At 71.9% G+C, this 26,007-nt stretch carries 16 protein-coding genes; 7 read left to right on the top strand and 9 right to left on the bottom strand.

Going from position 1 to position 26,007, the window contains the following annotated elements:
* The 3 genes from NBW84_RS05725 to NBW84_RS05735 all read right to left on the bottom strand — a co-directional run.
* On the bottom strand, nt 1-1,492 hold a 1,492-nt coding region (locus NBW84_RS05725; protein ID WP_250282382.1), incomplete at its 3' end, for an ATP-binding protein.
* Between the two features lie 336 nt (nt 1,493-1,828).
* A complete protein-coding gene (locus NBW84_RS05730) occupies nt 1,829-2,080 on the bottom strand; it encodes an acyl-CoA carboxylase subunit epsilon (protein WP_250282383.1) in 252 nt (83 codons plus the stop codon).
* 123 nt (nt 2,081-2,203) lie between these two features.
* Nucleotides 2,204-3,811, bottom strand: coding sequence for an acyl-CoA carboxylase subunit beta (locus tag NBW84_RS05735; RefSeq protein ID WP_445548268.1), 1,608 nt, complete (start codon nt 3,809-3,811; stop codon nt 2,204-2,206).
* Nucleotides 3,812-3,957: 146 nt separating this feature from the next.
* On the opposite strand from NBW84_RS05735, the gene NBW84_RS05740 reads away from it, so the two are divergent.
* Together NBW84_RS05740 and NBW84_RS05745 are read left to right on the top strand one after the other, a co-directional pair.
* Nucleotides 3,958-4,749 carry a biotin--[acetyl-CoA-carboxylase] ligase gene (locus NBW84_RS05740; RefSeq protein ID WP_250282385.1) on the top strand — a complete coding sequence of 264 codons (792 nt, stop codon included), beginning with the start codon at nt 3,958-3,960 and terminating at the stop codon, nt 4,747-4,749.
* A 260-nt stretch (nt 4,750-5,009) separates the two neighbouring features.
* Nucleotides 5,010-5,540, top strand: coding sequence for a PH domain-containing protein (locus NBW84_RS05745; protein ID WP_250282386.1), 531 nt, complete (start codon nt 5,010-5,012; stop codon nt 5,538-5,540).
* Between the two features lie 81 nt (nt 5,541-5,621).
* Here NBW84_RS05745 and NBW84_RS05750 read toward each other — a convergent pair whose 3' ends face one another.
* Complete coding sequence (locus NBW84_RS05750) at nt 5,622-7,862, bottom strand: Hsp70 family protein (RefSeq protein ID WP_250282387.1); 2,241 nt, start codon at nt 7,860-7,862, stop codon at nt 5,622-5,624.
* Nucleotides 7,863-8,395: 533 nt separating this feature from the next.
* Complete coding sequence (locus tag NBW84_RS05755) at nt 8,396-8,905, bottom strand: GtrA family protein (protein ID WP_250282405.1); 510 nt, start codon at nt 8,903-8,905, stop codon at nt 8,396-8,398.
* Nucleotides 8,906-9,627: 722 nt separating this feature from the next.
* Here NBW84_RS05755 and NBW84_RS05760 point away from each other — a divergent pair.
* The gene (locus tag NBW84_RS05760) at nt 9,628-10,185 is read left to right on the top strand and encodes a beta-class carbonic anhydrase (RefSeq protein ID WP_250282388.1); all 558 of its coding nucleotides are present in this window, start codon (nt 9,628-9,630) and stop codon (nt 10,183-10,185) included.
* 250 nt (nt 10,186-10,435) lie between these two features.
* Here NBW84_RS05760 and NBW84_RS05765 read toward each other — a convergent pair whose 3' ends face one another.
* The 3 genes from NBW84_RS05765 to NBW84_RS05775 form a co-directional block, all read right to left on the bottom strand.
* Nucleotides 10,436-11,536 carry a TIGR03089 family protein gene (locus tag NBW84_RS05765; RefSeq protein WP_250282389.1) on the bottom strand — a complete coding sequence of 367 codons (1,101 nt, stop codon included), beginning with the start codon at nt 11,534-11,536 and terminating at the stop codon, nt 10,436-10,438.
* A gap of 207 nt (nt 11,537-11,743) precedes the next feature.
* The gene (locus tag NBW84_RS05770) at nt 11,744-13,327 is read right to left on the bottom strand and encodes an LCP family protein (protein WP_250282390.1); all 1,584 of its coding nucleotides are present in this window, start codon (nt 13,325-13,327) and stop codon (nt 11,744-11,746) included.
* Nucleotides 13,328-14,093: 766 nt separating this feature from the next.
* A complete protein-coding gene (locus NBW84_RS05775) occupies nt 14,094-16,013 on the bottom strand; it encodes an LCP family protein (RefSeq protein WP_250282391.1) in 1,920 nt (639 codons plus the stop codon).
* A 657-nt stretch (nt 16,014-16,670) separates the two neighbouring features.
* On the opposite strand from NBW84_RS05775, the gene NBW84_RS05780 reads away from it, so the two are divergent.
* Nucleotides 16,671-17,744: a glucose-1-phosphate thymidylyltransferase gene (locus NBW84_RS05780; RefSeq protein ID WP_250282392.1), complete on the top strand. Its 1,074-nt coding sequence runs from the start codon at nt 16,671-16,673 to the stop codon at nt 17,742-17,744.
* Here the strand turns inward: NBW84_RS05780 and NBW84_RS05785 are convergent.
* Nucleotides 17,637-19,892, bottom strand: a complete 2,256-nt coding sequence (locus tag NBW84_RS05785; RefSeq protein WP_250282393.1) for a glycosyltransferase family 39 protein — start codon at nt 19,890-19,892, stop codon at nt 17,637-17,639. The genes NBW84_RS05780 and NBW84_RS05785 overlap by 108 nt on opposite strands.
* A gap of 180 nt (nt 19,893-20,072) precedes the next feature.
* Between NBW84_RS05785 and rfbD the strand changes: the two genes are divergently transcribed.
* From rfbD to NBW84_RS05800, 3 genes are all read left to right on the top strand, one after another.
* Nucleotides 20,073-20,972 (top strand): dTDP-4-dehydrorhamnose reductase, encoded by a 900-nt coding sequence (rfbD, locus tag NBW84_RS05790; protein WP_250282394.1) that lies wholly within the window; start codon nt 20,073-20,075, stop codon nt 20,970-20,972.
* 118 nt (nt 20,973-21,090) lie between these two features.
* On the top strand, nt 21,091-22,794 hold the full coding sequence (gene metG / locus NBW84_RS05795) for a methionine--tRNA ligase (protein WP_445548270.1): 1,704 nt from the start codon (nt 21,091-21,093) through the stop codon (nt 22,792-22,794).
* Between the two features lie 181 nt (nt 22,795-22,975).
* Nucleotides 22,976-24,748: a hypothetical protein gene (locus NBW84_RS05800; RefSeq protein ID WP_445548645.1), complete on the top strand. Its 1,773-nt coding sequence runs from the start codon at nt 22,976-22,978 to the stop codon at nt 24,746-24,748.
* Nucleotides 24,749-26,007 lie beyond the last annotated feature (1,259 nt).

A 26,007-nucleotide genomic window follows, 5' to 3' on the forward strand; every position in this document is an offset into this window, starting at 1 on the left:
CCGCCACGCCGCCCGCCGCGGCCGCGCCGAAGCCCGCGGGCAGGACGACCTCCAGCCGCCGGCCGCCGACCTCGACGACGACCGACTCGCGGGCCGCCGGCTCGGTGTCGGCGTCCACCCCGCCGGTGAAGGCGGGGATGGTGTTGTCGAACTCGGTCTCGATCCAGCGGTTGTGCACCCGGAACGGCTCGGTGGCGTCGGCCGGGGCGAACGCCGGATCCCGCACGACGGCCCGGTGGAACGGCAGGACCGTGGCCAGGCCCTCCAGGACCGTCTCGTCCAGGGCACGGCGGGCGCGCTCCAGGGCCTCGGTGCGGGTCGCGCCGGTGACGATCAGCTTGGCGAGCAGCGAGTCGAAGGCCCCGCCGATGACGGCGCCGGACTCGACGCCGGTGTCGACGCGCACGCCCGGCCCGGTGGGCGCGACGAACCGGGTGACCGTTCCCGGCGCCGGCAGGAAGCTGCGGCCGGGGTCCTCACCGTTGATGCGGAACTCGATCGAGTGCCCCCGGGGGGTGGGGTCGACCGGGTCGAGCGTCTCGCCCTCGGCGATCCGGAACTGGGCCCGGACGAGGTCGATGCCGCTGGTCTCCTCGGTGACGGGGTGCTCGACCTGCAGCCGGGTGTTGACCTCGAGGAAGCTGATCGTCCCGTCCCGGCCGATGAGGAACTCGACCGTGCCCGCTCCCACATAGCCGGCCTCCCGGACGACCGCCCGGGACGCCTCGTAGAGCGAGCTGCGCTGCTCCTCGGTGAGGAACGGTGCCGGCGCCTCCTCGACGAGCTTCTGGTAGCGCCGCTGCAGGGAGCAGTCCCGGGTGCCGACGACGACGACCGTGCCGTGGGCGTCCGCGAGGATCTGGGTCTCGACGTGGCGGGGCTGGTCGAGGTAGCGCTCCACGAAGCACTCGCCGCGGCCGAAGGCGGCGGTGGCCTCCCGCACCGCGCTCTCGAACAGCTCGGGCAGCTCCTCGGCGCTCCAGGCGACCTTGAGCCCGCGGCCGCCGCCGCCGAACGCCGCCTTGATCGCGACCGGCAGTCCGTGCTGTTCGGCGAAGGCCACCACCTCGTCCGCGCCGGCGACCGGGTCGGGGGTGCCGGGCGCCAGCGGGGCGCCCACGGCAAGGGCGATGTGGCGGGCCGCGGTCTTGTCGCCCAGGCGCCGGATGGCCTCGGGAGGGGGCCCGATCCAGGTCAGCCCGGCCTCGATGACGGCCTCGGCGAAGTCGGCGTTCTCCGACAGGAAGCCGTATCCGGGGTGGACGGCGTCGGCGCCGCTGGCGCGGGCCGCGTCGAGAATCTTGTCGATCCGCAGGTACGAGTCGCCCGGTGTGCTGCCGCCGAGGGCGTACGCCTCGTCCGCGATGCGTACGTGCAGAGCGTCGATGTCGGGCTCCGCATATACGGCGACGCTGGCATATCCGGCGTCGCGGGCTGCCCGGGCGACCCGGACAGCGATCTCTCCCCGGTTGGCAATGAGGATCTTACGCACGTTTCTCCCGTCCTCGTTCAGCGTGGCTGAGTCTAGGCGAGTTCGGCGGCGCAGGCTGTTGTTCTGGCAATACTAAAGGAATCCTTGGGCGGGTCCTGTACCGCCGGGGCCGTGACCGCCGTGGTGGACTCGATGGCCGACATTGATCGGCTGGGTTTGTTGGCCGGGCCACTGCTTGCCGAGATCGCGTTGGTGGTGTAAGGAATCGATCATGAAAGGCGCCGGGGAATGTGTATCCCCGGCGTCCACAAAGCTGTCATTCCCGCTGTTTCGCGGGGCCGGCGCAGATGCCCGGCCCCGCGAAACGGTCGTTGATATCCAACTGTGATCAAATGATTACCAGTCGGCTCGGGTCCGGGTGCCCGGAGTGAATCCCGTCCAACGCCACCCGTCCGGCCCGGGACGCACGGTCTGCCGCAGTGTCGCGGACCGGTCCGACCAGGCCGAGGGGGGCGGGGCGGGGGCGGGAGCCGCCCCCGCCCGCAGGCAGAGCACCGCGACCAGGGCGGCTATCTCCTCGGCGGACGCGTTCGTCGGCACCACCTGTAGGTGCGGGCGGGGGGCGCGGACGTCGCCACCACTGCTCATCTGATCATCCTTTCGTGCCTGACGGCCCGTCCGCCAGCCCCGCCACCAGTGGGACGGCGGGACGGCGGGACAGCGGGGTGCGGTGAACAGGCCGGGGCGTCCCGCGGGAGGGCGGCGGCAGGGTTACAGCGGGATGTTCCCGTGCTTCTTGGGAGGAAGCGACTCCCGCTTGGTCCGCAACAGCCGCAGTGCCCGGATCACCTCACGTCGGGTCTCCGACGGGAGAATGACCGCGTCGATATACCCGCGTTCGGCCGCTATGTACGGAGTGGCGAAATGCGAGGTGTAGTCGGCAATCAGCTCCGCGCGACGGGCGTCGGGATTCTCGGTGGCGGCGAGCTCACGCCGATAGATGATGTTCACGGCGCCCTGGGCGCCCATCACCGCGATTTCCGCGGTCGGCCAGGCCAGGTTGACGTCGGCCCGCAGGTGTTTCGAGCCCATGACGTCGTAGGCGCCGCCATATGCCTTACGTGTGATGATAGTCACTTTTGGCACTGTCGCCTCGGCATAAGCGTATATAAGCTTTGCGCCCCGGCGGATGATGCCGTTCCATTCCTGCGAGGTTCCGGGCAGGAAGCCCGGTACGTCGACCAGCGTGAGAATCGGGATGTTGAATGCGTCACAGGTCCGGACGAAGCGGGCCGCCTTCTCGCTGGCGTCGATATCGAGGGTGCCGGCGAAATGCATCGGCTGGCTGGCGACGATGCCGACGGAACGCCCGTCCAGCCGGCCGAACCCGCAGATCAGGTTCTGCGCGAACTGGGCGTGGACCTCCAGGAAGTCATCGTCGTCGAGCAGGTAGCCGATCACCGTGTGCATGTCGTACGGCGTGTTGGACGAGTCCGGGATGAACGTGTCCAGCTCCGGCGTGACCTCCGCCTCCACGTCGGCCACCTCGGCGAAGATGGGCGGGTCCGTCAGGTTGTTCGACGGCAGAAACCCCAGCAGCGCCTTGGCGGTCTCCAGGCAGTCGGCCTCGTCCGCGGCCTGGAAGTGCGCGACCCCGCTGCGGGAGTTGTGGGTGTGGGCGCCACCGAGCTCCTCCATGCCGACGTCCTCGCCGGTGACGGTCTTGATGACGTCCGGGCCGGTGATGAACATGTGGCTGGTCTGGTCGACCATCAGCGTGAAGTCGGTGATGGCCGGAGAGTACACGGCACCGCCGGCGCACGGGCCCATGATCAGTGAGAGCTGGGGGACGACGCCCGACGCCAGCACGTTGCGGTAGAAGATCTCGCCGTACAGCCCGAGCGCGACGACACCCTCCTGGATGCGCGCGCCGCCGGAGTCGTTGATACCCACCACCGGACAGCCGGTCTTCAGCGCCAGATCCATGATTTTCACGATCTTCTCGCCGAGGACCTCGCCGAGGCTGCCGCCGAAGACGGTGAAGTCCTGGCTGAACACACACACCTGGCGGCCGTCGACCGTGCCGTAGCCGGTCACCACACCGTCACCATACGGGCGGTTGCGGTCGAGGCCGAAGTCGTGCGCGCGGTGCCGGGCGAGGGCGTCCGTCTCGACGAAGGAGCCTGGGTCGAGGAAGGCATCGATCCGTTCACGGGCCGTCAACTTGCCTTTGGCATGCTGTGCGTCGACTGCCCGTTGAGAACCGGCATGTACCGCTTCGTCGATCACGCGCTTCAACTCGGCGATTTTGCCGGCAGTTGTGAGAGGATCGGGTACCGGATCGTGCGAGGGGCTCTGAGCGGGAACGGGAAGCGCCATGCCGGGCAGCGTACGGCCGTCGTGGCCTCCCGCGCTCGATTCTGCGACAACTACCTCTTGATCCGGGCGCGTGGCCGCGGTGCGATATGACTTTCAGCCGTCGGCGGTGAGGATGCGGTGGGATTCTGGCTGACATGTGGACATCGATGACGCGGCACCGGCGGTTTCCGCTGGACGCCGGTCTGCTCGCGGCCACGCTCGCCGGGGACGGCCTGAGCGTCCGGGTCGTCCAGGAGACCGGCTCGACCAACGCGGACCTCGTCGCCGCCGCGAAGACCGGTGCCGGCGAGGGCCAGGTGCTCGTCGCCGAGCACCAGTGGGCCGGTCGCGGGCGCCTCGACCGGTCGTGGACGTCGCCTTCGGGCGCGGGCCTGACCTTCTCCGTGCTGCTGCGGCCGGCCGTGCCGGCGGGCGCGCTGGGCTGGCTGCCGCTGGTCACCGGCCTGTCACTGGCCTCGACGCTGCGTGAGTTCGCGGGGATACCGGCGGGCCTCAAATGGCCGAACGACGTGCTCGTGGCCGGCGAGAAACTGGCGGGCATCCTCGCCGAGGCCATCCCCGACCGGGAGCGCTCCGGGACGGTCGCGGTGGTCGTCGGCATCGGCCTCAACGTCGACAACGACGTCGACGAGCTGCCGCCGGGGGCCACCAGCGTCGCGTTGCGCCAGCGGCAGGAGTCGCGGCCACTCGTCGGCCGGGGGGAACTGCTCATCGAGCTGCTGCGGGGGCTGGTCAGGGTGTACCGGCGCTGGCTCGTCGAGCCCACCGCCACCGCGGGCGCCTACCGGTCGGTGTGCGACACGCTCGGTCAGCGGGTACGGGTCGAACTGCCCGACGGGTCGGTGCTCACGGGTACCGCGACCGATGTGGACGATCACGGCCGGCTGGTCGTCGACGGGCGGGCGTTCGCCGCCGGGGACGTCGTCCACCTCCGCTGACGTCCCGGCCCGCACGCCCTCGTGCAGAGCCAACGCCGACGTTCTCCGGCGCCGGCATCCTCCGGCGCCACATCACCCGGTCGGCTCACGCGCCCCCGGGCGGAGCTACCGCCTCCTAAGCGGTAGGTTGTGGACGCGTACGAGGCCTGCCCGCGAGCTTCGGGCAGCCGCCCGTCGAGGGGCGCCTGCCATGGCCGTGTGCGGTATGTTTGTTCGCCCCCGTGGCTCCGGTCGTCCGGTGGCGGTGAGACCATCGCGGGGTGGGCTTCCCGGACAACATTCTGACCAGCGACGAACAGGTCGTGTTGCACCTGCATCCGCACTGGATCAGGCTGGCCGGGCCGGCAGCGGCCTTCGTCGTGCTTCTCGGCCTGACCCTCTTCGGCGTGCTGGCCGTCCCGGCGGGCTCGTTCCAGCAGGCCGCCCAGTGGCTGATCGTCGCGGCCGGGGCCGTGCTGCTCTTCTTCGCCAGCCTGCGGCCATGGCTGCGATGGGTCACCACACACTACGTGGTGACGACGGAACGGGTCGTCGTCCGCGAGGGGATCCTCTCCCACTACGGCCGGGACATCCCGTTGCTCCGGCTCAACGACGTCTCGTTCAGCCGTTCCTTCTGGGAGGGGCTGGTGGGATCCGGCACGCTCTCGGTCGAGAGCGGGGGACAACGCGGCCGGCTCGCGCTGGTGCACCTGCCCCAGGCCGAGGAGGTGTACGCCACGCTCTACCGGCTGGCCGAGGAGAACGCGGCGCGGCTGCGCGGCCCCGTCGACGACAGCGGTTACCCCCGCTAGCGGTCATTCTGTCAGTGGTCGTTCCTGTCAGTGGTTTTTCCCGCTGTTTCTCCGGTCGCTCCGGTCGGTTGCGCGGGCTGCTCAGGCCAACGGGTCGAACCCCTTCCACCACTCGAAGAGCGCCGTTGCGTCGGTGCTCTGGGCGGCAAAAGCGGTGAGATCGTTGTCGTAGCTCCAGAAAATCACGTAATTACCGCCGTCGTGAGCACACAGCAGCGATCCGACGTCCACATTCGGCCGGCTGGTCACGTGCCAGGTTTCAATACTGTTCTTGCCGGTACGGCAGGATCCGTCCTCGGTGATCTGTCTCGACCGGTAGTCGATGTCGTTACGCAGTGAGCCGCTGCTGTAGTAATGGAAGGCGCGTACCGGCGTTCCGTTACTCGACTGGCAGGTCAGGGACGCGTCTATGTCGGAATCCTCGTCGTCCGGGTTACCCGTGCAGCCGGTTATCTCGCTGGGATTCAGCGTCGCCTCCAGGTTGCTCTGGGCGGCGGTGAGGCTGCCGGTGGACCCGCCGCTCGGCGTCGCCGTGGCCGGGGTCGCCGACGGCCGCGCGGACGCCGACGGCGTGGCGCCCGTCGGCCCGGCGGGGATCACCGGCAGGGCCGGGCCGGCGGACGCCCCGCCTCCGGGCCTGTGCGAACCGGTCACGGTCAGCGCGATCACCGGGACGGCGACGGCGACCAGGACCGCGGCGACGATTCCGATGATCAGCCCGGTCCGTCTCGACGCCGGCCGTCCCGGCGGCCCGCCGGCCGGATACGGGCCCGGCTGGTACGGACCGGGCGGATAGCCGCCCGACGGATACCCGCCTGGCGGCGGATAGGAGCCGGGTGGGTAGCCGCCGGGCGGGGGATAGCCACCCGGCGGGGCGAAGCCGCCCTGGGGACTGGCCGGCGGATAGGGGCCCTGGGCGCCGGAGGCGGGCTGCCCGTACGGGTACCTGGCGGTGGGCGCGTACTCGTCGTGTGCTCCGGGCGTGTACGGCCCCCGCGGCCCGGACGGGTACGGCTCCTGTCCCCGGCCCGGATCCGCGTCGGGACCGGCCGCCGCCCGAGCCGGCCCGGTCTCCGGAAGGATGCGGGTCGAGCCGGGGCCGGGAGCAGGCTGCGCCGGGATGCCCCCACCGGCCCCGCCGGCCCCGCCGGCCCCAACGGCCCCGCCGGCCCCAACGGCCCCGCCGGCCCCGCCCGCCGGGTGTCCCGGCCCCTGTCCCGGCCCGTGGCCCGACGAGGTGGGGCCGCTGGCCGCGCCGACGGCGACCAGCGCGCCCAGCACGGCCGCGTACTGCGGGTCACGAGGCGGGCGGGGTGAGACACCGACCATCTCCAGCAGCAGCGCCGATATCCGCGGTATCCGCGTCGACCCGCCGACGAGGAACACCTCGGCGAGCCCACCCGGCCGCACACCCGCGCTCTCGGCCGTCCGGATCAGCTCCGTCATGGTGGCGCGCAGCTCGCCCTCGATCGAGGCCTCCAGGTCCGCCCGGGTGAGCTCGATAGCCCCCACGGATCCGCCGGCCCGGACGGTGTGGCTGGTGGCGGCCGACAGCGCCTCCTTCGCCGCGACGACCTGCTGGCGTATCTGGTCGCGCGACCGCTGACCGGACGGGCTCTGGTCGGCCCACAGCGCGTTCCAGGCCCGGGAGTCGGTCCTCGTGGCCCGCTCGCCGATCCTGCGCAGCAGGATGTCGTCGATCGTGTTGCCCCCGAAGCCGGAGCTGCCGCCCGGCTCGCCGCGGATGTCAAACCCGCCAGGTGCCGCGGTGAGGACGGTCGTCGCCAGGCTCGTGGCGCCGAGATCGTAGACGGCGACGGTCGTCCCCGGCGGGAAGCCGGCCGGATCGGCCTGCCAGCGGGCCGCCGCGACCGGTTCCGGGAGCAGGGTGACGCTGGTCAGGCCTGCCCGGAACGCGGCGGCCCGCAGCCGCTCGACCTCGACGGAACCCCAGCGGACCGGCGCGGTGAGGACCACCTGTGCCGGCGGCGGCCCCGGGAAACGGCTCATCGTCTCGTGCGAGACCTGGCGCAGGACGGCGGCGACCAGCTCGACCGTGGGGATGGCCGTGTCGCCGAGCCGCACCTGCTCGGTGCTCTCCAGAGCCCGCAGGGGGCAGGGCTGCGCGCGGTCGGGATGCGTCACCGCGATGTCGGCGGCGGCCGAGCCGGTCAGCAGCCGGCCGTCGTGGCTCAGGCTGACGACGGCCGGCATCGGCCCGTCCGGACCAAGCGGTAAGAGCTCCGACCGGCCGTCGACGGCGGTCGCGGCCACGGTGAAGCCGGTGCCGATGTCGACCGCGAGTGCCAGTCCGGTTGCCACGTCTCCCCCGGTGGGTCAGGTATGCGGATCTTCTGGTGCGGTCCGCGTGGATACGGCGGCACGTCATCCGGTGCGGCGGCCATGGTCCGGGTCACGGGTGGGCCATGCCCGACGGATGTCCGGTCGCGCGGACGGTGCCCGCGTCGGCCAGCATCCGTCGGGCACAGCCTGGGCATGGTGGCTGCGCCGACGGCGTCCGAGGCGGGGCGAATCCTCCTCGGTGCGTCTGTGAACCTGGGCTGAATACTACGCAGGGTCGCCGCGTGTCGGATTCCTGGTTGCCGGCCCGAGTGCGCCTGGACGCCGGTAGGCGGTGATGGGGCATCCGCGCCGCCTTCCCGGGCGGCCCGCCCGGGAAGCGAGGGTGGGGTGCGTCAGCCGAACCGTCCGGCCGGCCCCGCCGCACCTGGCCGGGACAGGGGCGAAAGCGTCGTGCGACGCCAGCCCGTCACAGAAACGGAATCCGCTGGAAAACCAGGAGCGTCCATCCTGGCGCAGTCCTTTCCGGGTATTTACCGGCAGCTTTCCCGTGATTACAGACGGCCTGCCGGCTCGGGTACGCGCTGGCCGCGGCGGGCGTCGGTCTCGGCGTGCAGCACGGCCTTCGGGTCGTCCGGGTGCAGGAAGACCCACCGCTTGTACGCCCAGAACCGGAAGATGGTGCCGAGGCCGGTGCCGACCACGTTCCCGGCCAGATTGAAGGCCAGCACGCTGTCCAGGCCCAGCACATAGCGGGCGATCCCGAGGCAGGCCAGGGCGATCCCGAGCCCGACGGCGTTGAGGATCACGAAGAGGGTGTATTCACGCCGAAGGCCGGTACGTGCGCGATGCGTGAAGGACCAGTGCCGGTTGCCGATGTAGGCGCAGGTTGCGGCCACAATGGTGGAGACGGTTTTCGCGCTGAGCCAGCCCATGTCGAAAACGCCATGGCACAGATTGGAGACGAGGACGTCAACCAGGTAGCAGAAGCCGCCGACGACACCGAACTTCGCCATTTCATGAACAAGTAGCTGCCAGCGTGACCGCCTGGAACCGCCGTCCATTGATGCCACGCTCACCTCATGTGATCTTGACCGGTTTGTGTCACCGGCTGAGCGTACAGACCGCTGTCCTGGACCCATCCGACCCCCCCGGGTTCCCGGCCGTTGCCGGCGGCCGGGGCACGGCCGCGACCGCGCCCCGAGCACGGTCGCCGGTAGCCCGGCCGAGTACACGGCCCACCGGTGCCATGCCTCGTCAGCACGATGCCCCATCAGTGCCATGACCATGGGGTCATGCGGCGGGCCGCCCGGTTGCCGATCTCCTCACGGTAAGTATGACCCGTGTCCCGGCGGGTGATGCCTGCGAGATGCTGTTCCGGCCTGACGCCTGACGGACAGCCCCACCTGACGGACAGCGTCGACCCGGTCGACACACGGCCCGGCCTGGCCGGCAGCGCCACCTGGCCGGTATCCGCATCTGGCCGGCCTGAACCTGGCCGGCCTGAACCTGGCCGGCATCGTGAAGCCACCGGTCGCGGTGAACACTGGCGGAATCGGTGTGGCCGCGTCATGCTGGTTGAGGCCGGCCGCGGTGACGGCCCGAAGCCGTTCGCCCCGCGGCGGTGCCCATCGGGGCGCGGTGGGGCGTCACGCGCTCTCGGTGTCGCCCCGGCGACCCGCACGGCGACGTTGCCGTGTCCGCCGTTCGCTGTACCCGCTGTACCCGCTGTCCGATACGCCCACCGTGCCGATGCATGCACCGCGCCGATGGAGGTTGTACGACCATGACCACGGTCGACGCTCGCGATGATCTGTCAAGCTCGGGACGTTCCCACAGCGTCACCGACATCCTGACGGAGCGCGCCGCCGGCTTCGCGACCGCCCGGCGCAGCGGCGGCGGTCAGCCACAGGCCCGACCGGCTCGCCCGACCACCGGGGTCGCGGTTCTGGCCTGCATGGACGCTCGTCTGGACGTGCACGCCTTGCTGGGGCTGGGCGAAGGCGACGCGCACGTCCTGCGCAACGCTGGCGGGGTGGTCACCGATGACATGATCCGCTCGTTGGCGGTCAGCCAGCACGAGCTGGGCACCACCGAGATCATCCTGTTGCACCACACCCAGTGCGGGATGATCTCGATTACCGATGACGGGTTCCGGGACAAGCTGCTCGAACGCACCGGCGCCCGCCCGGACTGGCCCGTCCACGCGTTTGATGATCTTGAGGAGAGCGTGCGGCGGTCCATCGCGCGGCTGCGTTCCAACCCCTTCCTGGCCGCCACGACGTCCGTCCGGGGCTTTATCTACGATGTGGCCACCGGCGAACTACACGAGGTCACCACCTGACCTCGGCGGCGCCGTCTGCCGCGGGAGGGCCCACGCCCGTACGGGCCCCGGCCCCGTACCCCTTACGCGGTGACGGCGGCATGGGCCTGGGCCCGCCGGATCCGCGAGTGGAGCCGCGACGGGAAAAACATGGGTTGCAAGAGGCTGGTGGCCACGTCACCGCTCCGCCCGCGGGCCTGCTTGATCCGGTTTCGTGAACGCGTGTGATGGCGGGCGCGCGACGGGTTGTCCGGACGGCTGATGATGGTGGTTATGGCAGTTCGGTGGTGAGATGGCGGATGGCGGGTGCCCTCTGTTCCGAGAGGGCGTCCGGCCTGGCCGGCTCGGATGTGGTTGGCCGGCTCGGGTCGGAGGTGGGCCGCGCGGAGCCGGCCGGGCCGCATACGGCAGTGACGTGCTCGACGGCGATCCGCCGGGCGAGCAGGCTCGGGTCCAGGTGGCGGCAGAGGACCACCGACGCGCCGACGGCCAGCGGGCCCAGCAGGCCGCCGAGCAGGCCGTCCGGCGTGTCGTAACCGGCCGTGGTCAGCACCCGGTCCGCCGCGGTCAGCTCCCAGGCCCGCGCGTAGTAGCCGGCCAGCCGGGTGAGAGTCCGCTGGTTCGCCGGTGGCGCAGGTGGGACGAAGCGGTCGCCGTGGCTGAGGACCTCGGCCGCGAAGTCGAGCACGCCCGGCACCGGCTGAGCGAGCCGTCCACCCAGCGGGCGCAGGGACAGCGCGATGATCTCAGCTCCGTCACCCACCACGGCCGGGTCGTCCACGGCCTGCTCGGTCACGAACACCGCTGCCGGTGGGTCGTCGTGGCTGTCCGTCCCGGCTGTGGCACCCGCGCCGGCTGTGGCGTTCGCGCCGATGGCGGCGCCAGGCCGGTGGATGTTCACCTGGGCGCCCGCCGACCACGCGGCGAGCAGCACCACCGCGGTCTGCCAGTGCGGCGGCAGGGCGATCTGGATGGTGTCACCCGCGGTGACGCCGAGTGTGTCGACGAGCAGGTTCGCGGTCTTGGCCACCCAGTTGTCGACGGTGGTGGCGGACAGTTCGGTCCGCTCGCCGGTGGCGTCGTCGTAGAAGGTCAGCAGCGGACGTCCCGCGTCCGCGCGCACCCGACGGGCCAGCAGCGCGGCGACACCGGCCACGTCGGCTGGAGCACCTCCGGAGCCACCCGCACCGGCTGGGGCGCCCGCGGCACCCGGGGTGCCCGCGGCACGGGGCGTGCCGGCCAGTGCCGCCGCGCCGGGCGGGCGAGCGGGGGAGCCGAGGGCGTGCGCGGGCACGGCGGCCACAGCGGCGTCCAGGACACCGGTGAGAACGCCGTCAAGATGGCGTCCCGCGGGCAGGGGCGACGAACTCATCGGATGCTCGTACTCATGGGACGCCTACGTTAGAGCACCGCTGGTCCGGCCGGCTGCCCGGCTGCCCGATGGTCTGGCCGGTGGTGTGCTGCCGGTCCGGCCGGTGGCCTGGTGCTACGGCCGGCGCTCGTTCCGGGCCGCTGCCGTGGTATGCCGGCTACGGGCATGCCGATCACGAAAAGTGCGATCGCGCGGAGCTGTGCCTGCTCACGGTGTACAGGATGTGTTCGCCGGGGCGACGGTCGGTGCCGTCGGCGCTGGCGCGCTCGGTGCCGCCCCCGCGCCGGCCGTTGTCGTGCCACCGGCCGGGCCGGCTCCCACCGCCCCGCGCAACGCGCCGCCGGGCGCGGCCGGCAGGTCCAGCGTGTCGGTCACACCGGTGAACGAGGCGCCGAGGACGACGACCAGCCCCCGGCTGATCGTCGGATCCTCGATGGTCCGCGAGTCGGTGATCATTCGGCTGAGCGTCTGCGCGGCTTCCTCCTGCCCGGCGGGGTAGCGGATCTCCGTCATGACCTGGCCGGCCGGGCCGGTGGTCGTGCGCATCGAGCCGGCGAAGCCCAGGGCGCTGAGGGCGTCGGTCGTCTGCGCGGCCAGGCCGGAGCGGCCGGTCTTGTTGCGGACCTCGGCGATGCTCACCTGGTTCGGCGGGAGCGAGGGCTGGCTGAGGGCCCCGTCGTCGCCCCCGTGGCCGGCGGCCGGCGGGGCGTCCGCCGTCGGGCGCAGCGGAGCGAGCAGGGAGGCCAGGCCGGCGCGGTCGTAGAACAGCACCTGGCCGTGTGGGGGTATCTCGCCCTTGTCGTTGATGGCGCCGTCCGCCTTCGTCGGCACGAAGGTAGGTATAGTGACAAATGTTACTTTACCGCTGGTAATCGCACTGAGCCGTTGCGCGATTTTGATCATCGCACCGTTCTCGGTGAGGCCGTTGTCGACCTTGAGCGAGCCGCCGACGGCGCCGATCAGCTGAGTGATCCGTACCGGGTTGGTGAGGACGCCCGCGCTGGTCGCCTTCTCCAGCAGCTTCGACAGGAACTGCTGCTGGCGGGCGACCCGGTAGGTCTCGTCCGGCAGCGCGTGCCGGGTGCGGACGAAGGCCAGCGCCTGGTCGCCGTTGAGATGGTTGACGCCGAGCTTCCCCCGCCACTGCGAGTAGTTGTCGCGCAGGTTGGACGTGCCGCCGCCGGGCAGCGGGGCCACGCACACGTCCACCCCGCCGACCGCGTCGGTCATGGTCTTGAAGCCGGCGAGGTCGATCGAGATGAAGTGGTCGATCTTCAGGCTGGTCAGGTTCTCCAGCGTACGGGTGAGCCCTTCCACCCCGCCGTAGGACAGGATGTTGGTCAGCTTGTCCTTGCCGTCCCGGGGCGTCTTCGACAGGCCGGGAGCGACCGTCACGAGGGTGTCCCGGGGGAAGGAGACCAGGGTGACGGAGTTGTCCCCCCCGAAGTGGGCCACGATCGTGGTGTCGGAGCGGACCCCGTCGACCTGGCCGTACTCACCGTTGGTGCCCGCCCGGCTGTCGTCCCCGAGCAGGAGGATGTTCATCTCCCCGGGCCGTTCGGCCGGCCGGCTGCCGCCGGGCGACCAGGCGACTCCGGTGACCGAACTGTTGAAGTAGCGGTATGCCGCCCATCCGATGGAGCTGACCGCCAGGACCAGCACCGACAGGGCGGTGGCCGCCCCGACCGACAGCACGCGCAGCGGTGAGCGCCCGTGGCGGCGCGTGCTCCGGGGGAGCCGTGGGTTGAGCTCGGCGGGCAATGCCGGCCGGCGCGCAGGTCTGCGACTCACCGGCGTGTTCAGTCCTCCTCGGCCGGGGCGACTTCTGTGGCGGTGTCGGTCTCCACGAGGCAGCGTGGCCCTGTCTGATTAGGACGCTTTGGGCAGCTCTGACGTTGCCATGAAGCGAACGACAGCTCACCACCGGGTACTGGGAAGAACCATAAGTAACATCATCGTCACTTAAGTCGTGGCTCGCCGGATCGGGTGCCCGAAGCGGGCGGGCCTGCCGTCGGCCCGCCCACACTGTGCCGGCACCTTACGCGGCGGATGGCAGACGGCATTGGCTGCACTGGTGATCCGGGAGCCGACTGCTCCCGGTTCGCAGCGATTCTAGCCAGCCGGCAGCCGACGCTCCGGCCTGCCCGAACGAGAGAAACGAGACACCACGCACCCGTCCCGGGACGGCTGGCGGCTGCTCCGGCCTGCCCCTGCCGGCTGCGCGGCCACGCCTGGCCCTGGACGACCGGCGCCTGATCCCGGGCCGGGACCTGACCGGGCCCGGGATCAGGCCTGATGGTGCCCGGGCCCGCCGGGCCCGGATCCAGCTGGGCTCAGGCCCGCCGGGCCCCGCTGGAGCGCCGGCCAGGTAACCATACGTATCCCCGCGAACGGTGGCACACCTCGATGGACGCCGGCCGCCGGAGAAGATCAGCGCGAGTTTGTCGTTGTGTACGCTTGTGCGGCCAAAAAAGCGTACACAACGACAAACTCGCCTGGATCATGGCCGGTACGGGTGGGTGGTCGTGGATAGGATCCGCGCCACTTGACCGGCGCGCTAAAACGTACAGCCGGCGGTGAGTTCGGCCGCGGTGACGGGCGCTGGTGGTGGCGTCGGGCTCGGCTGGGCGTGTGTCGAGCCGGGCTGGCCTGTTGCCGTGCCCGTGCCGTCCGCGTCCGGTGGGCCGGTGCCGGTGCCGGTGCCGGTGCCGGTGCCTCGGCGAGCGGTGCCGGCGGCGCTCCCGGTGCTGGCACCGCTGCCCGGGCTGGCGGTGCCGGCGGCGACCCCGGAGCTGGCGGTGCCAGTGGTGCTCCCGGAGCCGGCGGCGACTCCGGAGCCGGCGATGCCGGCGGCGATCCCGAAGCCGGCGGCATCCTCCGGGCCGGTGGCGCGGGTGGGATCCTCAGAGTCCGCCGCCGGGGTGCCGGCCGGCGCCGGGACGGCGGTCAGCGCCTTCGTGTTCACCCCTTTGAAGCCTGTCCCGAGCACCAGCGTGACCCGCTCCGACAGGGACGGATCCTCACGCAGCTGTGCCCCGGGGATCGCGGCGGCCACGGTACGCGCCGCGGCGAGGCCGCCCGGGCCGTAACGCACCAGCGAGGTGGCCGTGTGCCGGTTGGCCGCGCTGCTGACGTGGGCGACCTGGAAGCCGGCCGCGGCCAGCTCCCGGGCCGCGTTGGTCGCGAGGCCACCCATGGGGGTGCCGTTGAGGACGTCCAATGTGATCGACGACGGCCGCAGCAGCGTCCTGCCAGCGGGGCCGGCCGGCGTGGGTGTCGCCCCGGTGGCTTTCGGTGCCGGTGCCCCGTGGCGCCCGGACGGCCGTGCCGCGGAGCTCCCGCGGCCGCGCAGCGGCGCCAGGAACGCCTCGAGCCCGTCGGGGTCGTAGACCTGGACGGAGCCGAAGGGCGCGATCTCGCCGGCCGCGTTCGCGCCTTCGGCCCTCGTCGGCGGGCGGACCGGGATGGTCTCGAAGCTGATCGCGTTCGCGGACATGCCCCGCAGCCGGGCCGCCAGGTTGCGCAGGTCGTCGGCGGTGGTGTCGTCGTCCACGGTCAATGCGCGGGTGGCGGCCCCGAGCAGGCTCTCCAGCCTGGCCGGGCTGGTGAGCACCCCGCTGCTGGTGGCCTTCTGGAACACCGCGCTGACGAACTGCTGCTGGCGCCGGATCCGGTCGAAGTCCCCGTCCGGCAGGCCGTAGCGCTGCCGGACGAAGGCCAGCGCCTGCTCGCCGTCGAGCTGGTTCTCACCCACGACACCGCGCCACTGTGAGTAGTCGTCATGCAGGTTGGACGTGCTGCCGTCCGGCAGCGGCCGGACGCATACCGTCACTCCGCCGATGGCGTCCGTCATGGCTTTGAAGCCGGCGAGGTCGATCGACACAAAATGATCGATTTTGATGTCGGTGAGGTTCTCGATCGTTTTGATCAGCAGGGACGGGCCGCCGGTCGTGATCGCGGAGTTGAGCTTGTTCCGGCCGTGGCCGGGAATGCGTACCAGGGTGTCCCGGGGGAACGACACCAGCGTGGTCGTCCCGTTCGAGTCCAGATGGGCGAGCATGGTGGTGTCCGAACGTTCCCCGGCGACGACTTCCTGGCGCTGGTACATGTTGCCGGTGCCCGCCCGACTGTCCGATCCGACCAGCAGGAAGTTCGCGCTCCCGGGTGGGGCTGCGGCCGGTCGTTCACGGTCGTCGCCGAGCGCCAGGGTGACCCTGGTGATCTGGGAGTCGAAGTAGCGGTAGGCGACGTAGCCGCCGATGCTCGTCACGACGATCGACATCGACAGCACGGCTGCGAGGGCGAGCAGCAGCTTGTCGATCAGGGAGCGTTGCCGTGGGCCTTCCTCCCCGGCGCGCAGGAACCATCGCCACCTCGCACTCGGGCGGGCCCTGAGGACGCGGCGCGGGCCCGGCGGGCCCGGCTGCGTCGTGGTGCTGGCGGACTGGTCCACGGGGACCCCGGTCGTAGCGGTCACCGTGCCGTACCTCCCACCCCCGCCGTGGCCTGGCACCGGCGCACGGACGTACATGCCGCCCGATGTATCCCGCGTCCCCGGATATGGTCCTGTTTACCACTATGCCCCGGGAGATGACGCCATTGGCAGGCCGGCTCTGCCGCCGGGGCTGTCCGTGCCGCCGGGGCCGGCAGAGCTGTCGGGGCCGTCGCTGGCGCGCTCGTGCCATCTTCGGCCGGCACACCGACGGGTCCCGCCGGTGTGCGCGGGCCGGCTGCTGGATTCATTGCGGCGTTACCCCCGTACCGCTGATGTCACGACTGTCGTCATGGCCGCGGAGGACAACTGTGGTCCTGGTTGCTGAAGGTACCCGCGGCAGGCGCGACACACCCGTCGTGGGATGCCCTGATGACGGCGGGCCCGCTGTTCCGGCGGCGGCCGGCCGGGTGGCGCGGGCCACCGCGGCGGCCGGCCGAAACCGGCGCATGTCCGTCCGGAACCCGTCCGGAACCCGTCCGGAACGCGTCCGGAACCCGTCCGGAGGCTGTCCGGAACCCGTTCGGAGGCTGTCCGGAGGCTGTCCGGAACCTGTCGGAACAATGTTGTTCGGCGGGTATTGGGCGCCCCTGGTCATGGGCTTGTACAGCCGCCGCCCGGCCGCGCGATAAGGTTCGGATCATGAAGGCTCTTGTGCTTGCCGGTGGTTCCGGAACACGACTGCGCCCGATCACCCACACCTCGGCCAAACAACTTGTGCCGGTGGCGAACAAGCCGGTGCTTTTCTACGGGTTGGAGGCAATAGCCGCCGCGGGTATCACGAATGTCGGGATCATTGTCGGGGAGACCGCCGCGGAGATCGAGACCGCCGTCGGCGACGGTTCCGAGCTGGGGATCGAGGTCACCTACATCCGGCAGGAGGCGCCGCTGGGGCTTGCCCATGCCGTGCTCGTCGCGCGTGACTTCCTCGGCGACGAGCCGTTCGTGATGTACCTCGGCGACAACCTGATCATCGGTGGGATCTCGGGGCTGGTGGAGGAGTTCCGCCGCAGCGGGCCGGACGCGCTCATCCTGCTGACGAAGGTCTCCAACCCGTCCGCGTTCGGCGTGGCCGAGCTGGGGCCGGGCGGGCGGGTTGTGCGTCTGGTCGAGAAGCCCCGGCAGCCACCGAGTGATCTCGCCCTGGTCGGGGTGTACCTGTTCGGCCCGGCGGTCCATGAGGCCGTGCGGGCGATCAAGCCGTCCGCGCGCGGCGAGCTGGAGATCACCGAGGCGATCCAGTGGCTCGTCGACGGCGGTTACGAGGTCGCGCCGCACCTGGTCGAGGGCTACTGGAAGGACACCGGGCGGCTCGACGACATGCTGGAGACCAACCGGCACCTGCTGGAGTCGCTGGAGCCGGCCGTCCGCGGTGTGGTCGACGAGAGCAGCACGGTCGTCGGCCGGGTCGTGATCGAGGAGGGCGCGTCACTGGTCCGGTCCACCGTGCGCGGGCCGGCGATCATCGGCCGGGACACGAGGATCGTCGACTCGTATGTCGGCCCGTTCACCTCGATCTACCATTCGTGCGCCATCGAGGACACCGAGATCGAGTATTCGATCGTGCTGGAGCGGGCGACCATCCGGGGGATCGGGCGGATCGAGGACTCACTGATCGGGCGGGACGTCGAGGTCGTCCCGTCGGCGGCCCGGCCGCGGGCGCACCGGCTGATGCTCGGCGACCACTCCCGGGTCTCGGTCGCCACCACGCCCTGACGGCCGGGGCCATCGCCTGGCCGGGGAGCGCCGGCCGGTCCAGGGCCGCCGGCCGGGCCCGGGCCGACGCACCGTGGACAGGAGCGTGACGGACGTCCCGGCCAGTCGGGCGCCGGGCAGCGCGGACAGTTCGGGCGTCGCGGGCAGCGGCCCGGGGGCGCCCGGCTCCCCCGCGGGACATCGGCGGGCCTCACGGGCCATCTCGGCGACGGTGACGCAGGCGGTCACCAGGCAGAGGGCGAAGACGGCGATCGTCACCCCGACGGGGAACGGCGCCCAGCGCCCGACCGCGGTGACGATCTCGGCGACGTGCAGCGGGGGGACCGACTCGCCGCGCGGCAGCCAGTAGTACGCGCACACCGCCCACAGCGCCGCCGCCTGCATGACGAGCGCGCCGGCCAGCACGGCCGGACCGGCGGCCCGCTCGTGCCCGCGCAGCAGCCGGCCGAGGCCGGCGGTGGCGACGACGGCGAGGCCGACCACGCCCATGTACAGGTACCGGCCCTGGATGGCGATGCCCTGGGTGTACTTCAGGTAGTCCGAGTAGCTGCGCTGGCCCACCAGCAGGTAGGCCAGCAGGATCGGCATGAGCAGCACCAGCGGGCGTGCGGACGCGAACGCCCACGGCCGGGTGAACCGGTGTCCCCGGGATGCCCCGTCGGTGCTCCGGGAGCGGGCGACCGCCGCCAGCACGCAGCCCAGCACGGCCGTGGTCGCGATGACGATCACGGCCGGAGAGAGCTGGGGCGGCTCGAACATCCCGAGACCACCCCAGAACCGGCTGATGATGGTCCGCCAGAAGTATTCGTACCAGGTGTAGAAGGACTTCGGCAGCAGGACCGGTTCGCGCCGTGGAGGCTCTGTTGCCCATCCGTTGGGCTGTATGGCGTCGTAGAGGACGTAGTTGCGGACCCACCACCATCCGCCGGCGGTGCAGGCGATCCCGATCGAGAGCAGCGCCGGGTACACCGGCGGCGCCCGCAGCGCCCGGACGGGCAGGGCCCAGCCGCCACGGCGCGGGCTGTGCCGGCTGTGCCGGCTGTGCTGGCCGGACCAGCGGGGGCGGTGCGCGGGCCGGCGGAGGTGGTCGCCGACGGCCCCGGGGCCATCGGGCCGGGAACTGACGGGCTGGGGGCCGGGCCGGGAGAGGCCGCGGCTGGATCGGGAGGGGCCGTGGCCGGGCCGGTGGGCACGGCGGAGGCGGGCCCAGCCGACGAGATAGGCGGCGGCGACCACCACCACCAGGGGCAGGGCGAGCGACTTGGTGAGGAAGGCGAGCCCGAGCAGCAGGCCGACGCCCACCGCCGTCCGTCTTCGCATGTCGCCGGTGAGCACGCCGGCGAGCAGCGCGGTCAGCCCGCCGACCGACAGCATCAGCAGGCCGTCGTTGTTGAACGTGGCGCCGACCCGGGTGAGCCCGGGCACGGCCAGCGGTATCGCGGCGGCGGCCCGGGCCAGCGGCGCGCTGAGCCCGAACCGCCGGGAGGCCTCCCAGGTGAGCAGCGGCAGCGGGGCCACGACGATGATGTTCAGCAGGCGCAGTGCCCAGACCTGCTGGTCGTACGCCCAGCCCGAGGAGCCGGGCAGGACGGACAGCAGGGCGGCCCCGATCGCGTAGATCAGCGGTGGGTGCTGGACCATCTGGTTGGACAGCCGCCCGTCGGTGACCGGGGCGGGCCCACCGAGCGCGTCGAAGGACAGGCGCTGGTCACGGGGGGTCGGGTCGATCTCGGCGAACGGGGGCGCGCCGTCGCCGCGGCCACCCGACTGGAACATCTGGGCGTACCGGCCGCGGTCGAAGTCGTCCGAGGTCGCGGCGATCCCCGCGGCGATGATCCGTTCGCCGGGTGCCGGCCAGCCGGCGCCGTGCTGCAGGCCGTAGACCATGTCGACGTGCTGGGCCTCGTCGTAGCCCGTCCAGGTGGTGAAGGCGAACGAGTAGGTCAGCAGCAGGGCGATGTGGAGCATGGTCAGCAGCACGACCGTTCGCGGCGGCCGGGGCCGGCGGGCCGGTGGCCGGGGCGCGCTGGCGACGGGGATGCCGGCGCCGGGCCGTCCGCGGCGGGCGTCGGCCCCCGAGGCAGCCTGCCGCGGGATCCCGGCCGGCGGCCAGGCCAGTTTGATCTCCGAGTAGTCGACGATCGTCATCTCTCCAGGACGACGGCAGCCGGCCGCCGTTGGCCGGCTGAGCCCATAGTCAACGGGCCGCCCCCGAGTTTAACCGTCAATTGCCGTTGGCAATTGTGTGGATACTGTATGTGATTCCATGGGCAGTGGGTGCGCGTCCGGCCGGGTAACTGGGTCTGCGACACTTGCCGGGTGCGCGTGATGGTGACAGGAGCCGGTGGCCAGCTCGGGGTGGACCTGTGCCGGCTGCTGGAGGCGGACGAACGGGTCCACGCCTGGGCCGGGCTCACCCGGGCCGAGCTGGACGTCACCGACCCGGCGCGGGTGCGGGCCGTCGTCCGCGACCAGGCCCGGCCGGCGAGGATCCAGGGCGGCCTTGTGGTCGTGAACACCGCCGCCTGGACCGACGTGGACGGCGCCGAGTCCGACGAGGCCGGGGCCTATGCCGTCAACGCCGCCGCGCCGGCGCAGCTGGCCGCCGCCTGTGCGGAGGCCGGCGCGACCCTGCTCCACGTCTCGACCGACTACGTCTTCGACGGCACCGCGGACAAGCCCTACGAGACCGGCCACCCGACCGCGCCGCGCTCCGCGTACGGGCGGACCAAGCTCGCCGGCGAGCAGGCCGTGCTCGCGTTGTGCCCGTCGTCCTACGTGGTGCGCACGGCGTGGGTGTACGGCGCGTCCGGGCGCAACTTCGTCCGGACGATCGCGCGGCTCGCCCGCGAGCGCGACACCCTTGCCGTGGTCGACGACCAGCGCGGCTCCCCGACCTGGTCGGTGGATCTCGCCGCCGGGCTGATCGACCTGGTGGCCGCCGGTACCGCTGGTGCCGGCCGGGCCGCTGGCGGGCTTTACCACTGCACAGGCGGTGGCGACACGACCTGGTTCGGCTTCGCCCGCGCGGTCGTCGCCGAGCTCGGGATGGACCCGGAGAAGGTCAGGCCGACGACGACGGACGCGTTCCCGCGCCCCGCGCCGCGCCCGGCCTACTCGGTGCTCTCGCCCCGGTCGTGGACGGACGCCGGGCTGCGGCCGCTGCGTCCCTGGCGGGAGGCGCTGGCCGAGGCCTTCGCGCGGTCCGGCAACGCTCTGCGGGCCTGATCGGCGCCGCATCGTGGGCCCGCTCTGTGGGCCTGGCCACAGCCGCTGGCGTCCGGCGTCCGGCGTTGTTGGGAAACCCGGTCGAGAAGCGTCGGTGGCGAGCGCTACCGTTGGGAGCGTGACGACCAAGACCGGTGCTTCGCCCGCCTCGCAGGCGACCGAGACCAGTGGTGCGACCGTTGCGCGGGAGCGGGGCAGGCCTGTCCTGGTCGCGGTGGCCTGGCCGTACGCCAACGGCATGCCCCACCTGGGGCACATCGCCGGCGCCTACCTGCCGGCCGACATCTTCGCCCGCTACCAGCGGCTGGCCGGCAACCGGGTACTGATGGTGTCGGGCAGCGACGCCCACGGCACCCCGATCACCGTGCGCGCCGACATCGACGGGGTGTCACCGGCGGAGATCGTCAATCGTTACCATCCGGAGTTCCTGCGCATCTGGGACGACATCGGGATCAGTTTCGACCTGTTCACCTCGACGATGACGGACAACCATCGCGAGGTCGCGCAGGACGTCTTCGTCCGGCTGCGGGAGGCCGGCTACATCGTCCCCGAGGAGACCGTCCAGTTCTTCGACCCGCAGGCCGGCCGCTTCCTGCCCGACAGGTACGTGGTCGGGACCTGCCCGTTCTGCGCGTACGGCGAGGCCCGCGGCGACCAGTGCGAGAACTGCGGCCGCACCCTCGACCCGGACATCCTGCTCGACCCGCGCAGCAAGCTCACCGGCGCGGTCCCGGAGAAACGGGCCACCACCCACTTCTTCCTGCGGCTGTCCGCGCTCGCCGACGATCTGCTGGCCTGGCTGGAGACCCGCACCGGCTGGCGCCGGCACGTCATGAACTGGTCGTTGCAGTTCGTCAAGGACGGCCTGCACGACCGGGCCATCACCCGTGACCTGGACTGGGGTGTCCCGCTGCCCACCGACGAGCTCGGCCCGGGCAAGCGGATCTACGTCTGGTTCGAGGCCGTGATCGGCTACCTGTCGGCGAGCAAGGAGTGGGCGGCCCGCTCCGGCGACCCGGACGCGTGGCAGCAGTGGTGGCAGAACCCGGACGCGGCCAGCTACTACTTCGTCGGCAAGGACAACATCCCGTTCCACACGGTGATCTGGCCGGCGATGCTGATCGGCTACGGCGGGCTTGAGCTGCCGACGGACGTCCCGGCCAACCAGTACGTGACGTTCGGCGGGGCGAAGGCGTCGAAGTCCGCCGGGATCGGGCGCGGCGTCCGGGAGTACCTCGACCGGCTCCAGCCGGACGCGCTGCGTTACGCCCTCGCGACGGTGCTGCCGGAGCAGAACGACACCGAGATCACCGACGCGGACATCATCCGGCGGATCAACGACGAGCTGATCGCGAACTGGGGCAACCTGGTCAACCGGGTGATGGCCCAGATCGGCAAGCGTTTCGACGGGCGCGTACCCGAGGCCGGGGAACTCGACGGCGCGCACGCCAAACTGATCGACTCGGTGGACGCCGGCCTGGCGCGGGTGGGCGAGCTGATCGGGCGGGTGGAGCTGCGGGCCGCGCTGCGGGCCGCGATGGAGATCTCCGCCGAGGTCAACGCCTACCTCTACCGCGAGGAGCCGTGGAAGACGGTCAAGACCGACCCCGAGCGGGCCGGGCGCAGCCTGGCCGTGGCGATCCAGGCGATCTCCGGGATCACGACCGCGCTCGCGCCGTTCCTGCCGTTCACCTCCGCGCGCCTGGCCGACATCCTCGGCATCAGCCTGGACACCTGGGAGCGCCAGCCCGTACCGGCCGGCCGCGCACTGACCTGGCCCGGGGCGCTGTTCACCAAGCTCGACCCGGACGCCCTGGACTGACGCCCTGGGCGCTGGAACGACGTCCGCACCGCCACCCGACGACTGGGCGGCGGCTGTCCGGACGCCAGGCGACCGGCAGCGGTCCGGCCGGACACCTGGCGGGCGGACGCCTGCCGGCCGGACACCTGGCGGGGGGTCAGTGCCCGGTCGGTGGTCGAGCGTCCGGCCGGCGCTCGACCGGATGCGGGTTGGCCGGTTGCGGGTTGGCCGGTTGTCGGCCGGCCGGGCGGCGGGCTTCCGCCGGGCGGTGGGGGCCGCGGCGCGGCGGCACGCCGTCTTCGCCGGGATCGCGGTGGCCGGCGCGCTGCTGCGTGTGCTGGTCACCGTCGCCTACCCGCCCGCGATCATGTACCTCGGGGATTCGGCCGCCTACCTCGACCAGGCGTGGGCGGGGCTGTGGCCGGGGGACTGGCGGCCGTCCGGCTACCCGATGTTCCTGCTGCTCATCGACGGCCACGCCCATCTGACCAGGCTGGTGATCGTCCAGCATCTGCTGACGTTCCTGGCCGGCGCGGCCCTGTACGCCGTCGCGCTCCGCACCGTACGTACCGCCTGGATCGCCGCCTGCGCCGCCGCGCCGGCGTTGCTGTCGCCGTGGGCGCTCGACCTCGGCCAGTTCGTCCTCGCCGACAGCCTGTTCGGGACGCTGGTCGCCGGCGGAGTGATCCTGCTCGCCAGGCCGGGCCGACCCGCCGTACGAGCCTGCGCCGCCGCCGGGCTGTTACTCGGAGCATCCGTGACGATCCGCACAGTTGGTTACGGTCCGCTTGCCGTAGGTGCTGTCGCGCTGGTCGTCGTGACCGTCCGGACACGCGCTCGCCGCGTCGGCGCTGATGTCGCCGCCGATGGTGGCGGTCGTGCCGTTGGCGGGGCTGCCCGGGCCGGCACTGGTGGTGGGCTGGCGCGTCTGATCGCGTTCGCGCTTGCCGCCGCCGTGCCGATCGTCGGTTACTCGGCGTGGAGCATGGCCAACGGGGCTGCCTTCTCCGTCTCGGCGCACAGCGGCTTCTTCCTGTACGGGAGGGTGGCGCCGTTCGCCGACTGCGACGTCCTGTCCGGGCCGGAGCTGCGGACGCTGTGCGACCCGCGGCCGGTGGCGCGGCGCCCACAGCCCGACATGTACCTGTGGCCGGACGACTCGCCGCTGCGCCAGGGCAACGACGGCATCCCCGCCGGACGCGAGGAACTCGCCGGACGGTTCGCCGCCGAGGTCATCCGGGCCCAGCCGGCGATGGTGGCCACAACCACGGCGGCCTACCTGATCGGCTACTTCTCGCCCGTCCAGCATGAGAACGCGCGGACCTCGCGGGCGGCGACCTGGGAGCTGCCCACGGAGCTGGCCAACGTCCTGCCCGTGCAGAACCCGCATGCCGCCGACGGCCACTACGTCCTCACCGAGATCTCACGGCCGCTCGCCGGGAAGCTGGCGGCGTACAGCCGGCTGGGCTATCTGCCCATGCCCCTGGTCGGAGCCGGCCTGCTCGCCGGCGCCGCGGCAGCGGCGGCCGGTATCCGACGAGGCCGCGCCGGCCGGGTTCCCGTCGGACCGGGCATGGCCGGGCCAGCTCCCACCGGTTCCGGCCCGACCGGAGCTGGGTTGGCCGGAGCTGACGTGGCCGGGCCGGCTCTTACCGAAGCCGCCGTGGCCGGCTCCGGTTCGGCCGGGCCTGGGCGGATGTTCTGGCTGGCGTCCGGGGCAGGCATGTCCGTGCTTGTGCTCGCGGCGCTGACCGCCGGTTTCGACTACCGCTACCTGGGATCGGTCATCGGCCTGCTCGGCGCCGCCGCCGTGCTCGGCTGGACGGCTCTGACACGCGCGCTCATGCCGCTGCTTCGGCCGTCGCCGTCGCCGTCGTCGTCGTCGTCGTCGCCGTCGGTGTCGGTGTCGGTGTCGACGGAGGCGACGGTTGAGGCGACGGTGCCGACGGAGGCGTCGCGGGCGGGCAGCGGGTGAACGCGGTGATCTCGCCGGTCAGCGGCCAGGAGCGCCGGGTCGGCTCGTCCGGGCACCAGCCGAGCCCGACGAGCAGGGCGTGCAGGCCGCGGACGGCGTCCGGGAACACCAGATTGTAGGTGACCAGGTACAACGTGCCGGCCCGCGGGCGCCCGGCGAGAAACGGCGGGATCGAGGCGTCCCAGCCCAGCGGAGGCAGGACGAGCGTGTCCGCCTCGGCGACCGGTGGTCCGAGCGTGCCCGTCGGCGAACGGCTGGCCATCGTCGGACGGGCAGCCGTTGTCGAATGACCGGCTGTCGCCGGATGGCCGGCCGCCGTCGGGTAGCTCGTCATCGCCGGCTGGTCGGTCGCTGTCGGATGGCCGGTGTAGTAATGCGCGTAATACTGCTGGGCCTTGTACCACTGCCGTTCGTCCCAGCGTCCGGGGATCACGATCTGGATGTCGCCAGGCCCGGCCGTCCGCCGCTGGACGGCGACCAGCTCCCGCATGTCGCCGAGCAGCAGCGGGCCGGCCGCGCTCGCCCGGATCTGCCTGCCCCGCTGGGCCCCGACCGCCCCGGCCGCCAGGACGAACAGCACAACCGCGACCGCGAGCAACACAGCGATCACACGACCAGGCCCGAGTTCGCCCGGCCCTGCCCACAACCGGCTTGGCCCGGATTCGGCCGTCTGTGGCAGGGTTGGCCGAACCGGCGTTGGCGGAACCAGCGTTGGCCGATGCAGTCTCGACCGGAGCAACGCCGACCCACCGATGCCGGCGAGCACGTACAGTAACGGCAGCAGGAACAGGTTCGCCCGGACGAACCCGACCGGCCATCGTCCCGCCGCCGAGGCGAACCCGATCAGCGCCAGCGCCCCGCCGAGTGCGACCAGCAACGCCCGGCCCGCCCTGCCCCGCACCGCCACGACCAGGCCGACCGCCCAGCACACCAGCGCCCCGACGATCACGCACACGTGCAGCCGGTGATCCGGGTCGGCGAGCAGCGGCGAGCCGGTGAACGGCGAACCGAACTGGGCGTCCGGCCGGGTCATCGCCGCCGTGAACGCGTTGCGTGGCAGCTCCCACAGGGCCGTGCGTAACTGGCCGGCCGCGTTGTCCCGGGTGAGGAAGAAGTTCCGCCAGTACGGGTTCGTGGTCAGATAGCTCTGCGGCAGGACGAACAGCGCAAGATGAGCGAGCCCACAGCCGCCCACCAGCACGGACCCGGCCAGCCCCGCCAACATCGGGCGCCGCCCTGGGTTCTGCCAGGTGCTCTGT

Origin of the sequence: Protofrankia sp. CiP1_Cm_nod2 (genome assembly GCF_920664355.1) — a bacterium.
GTDB lineage: Bacteria > Actinomycetota > Actinomycetes > Frankiales > Frankiaceae > Protofrankia.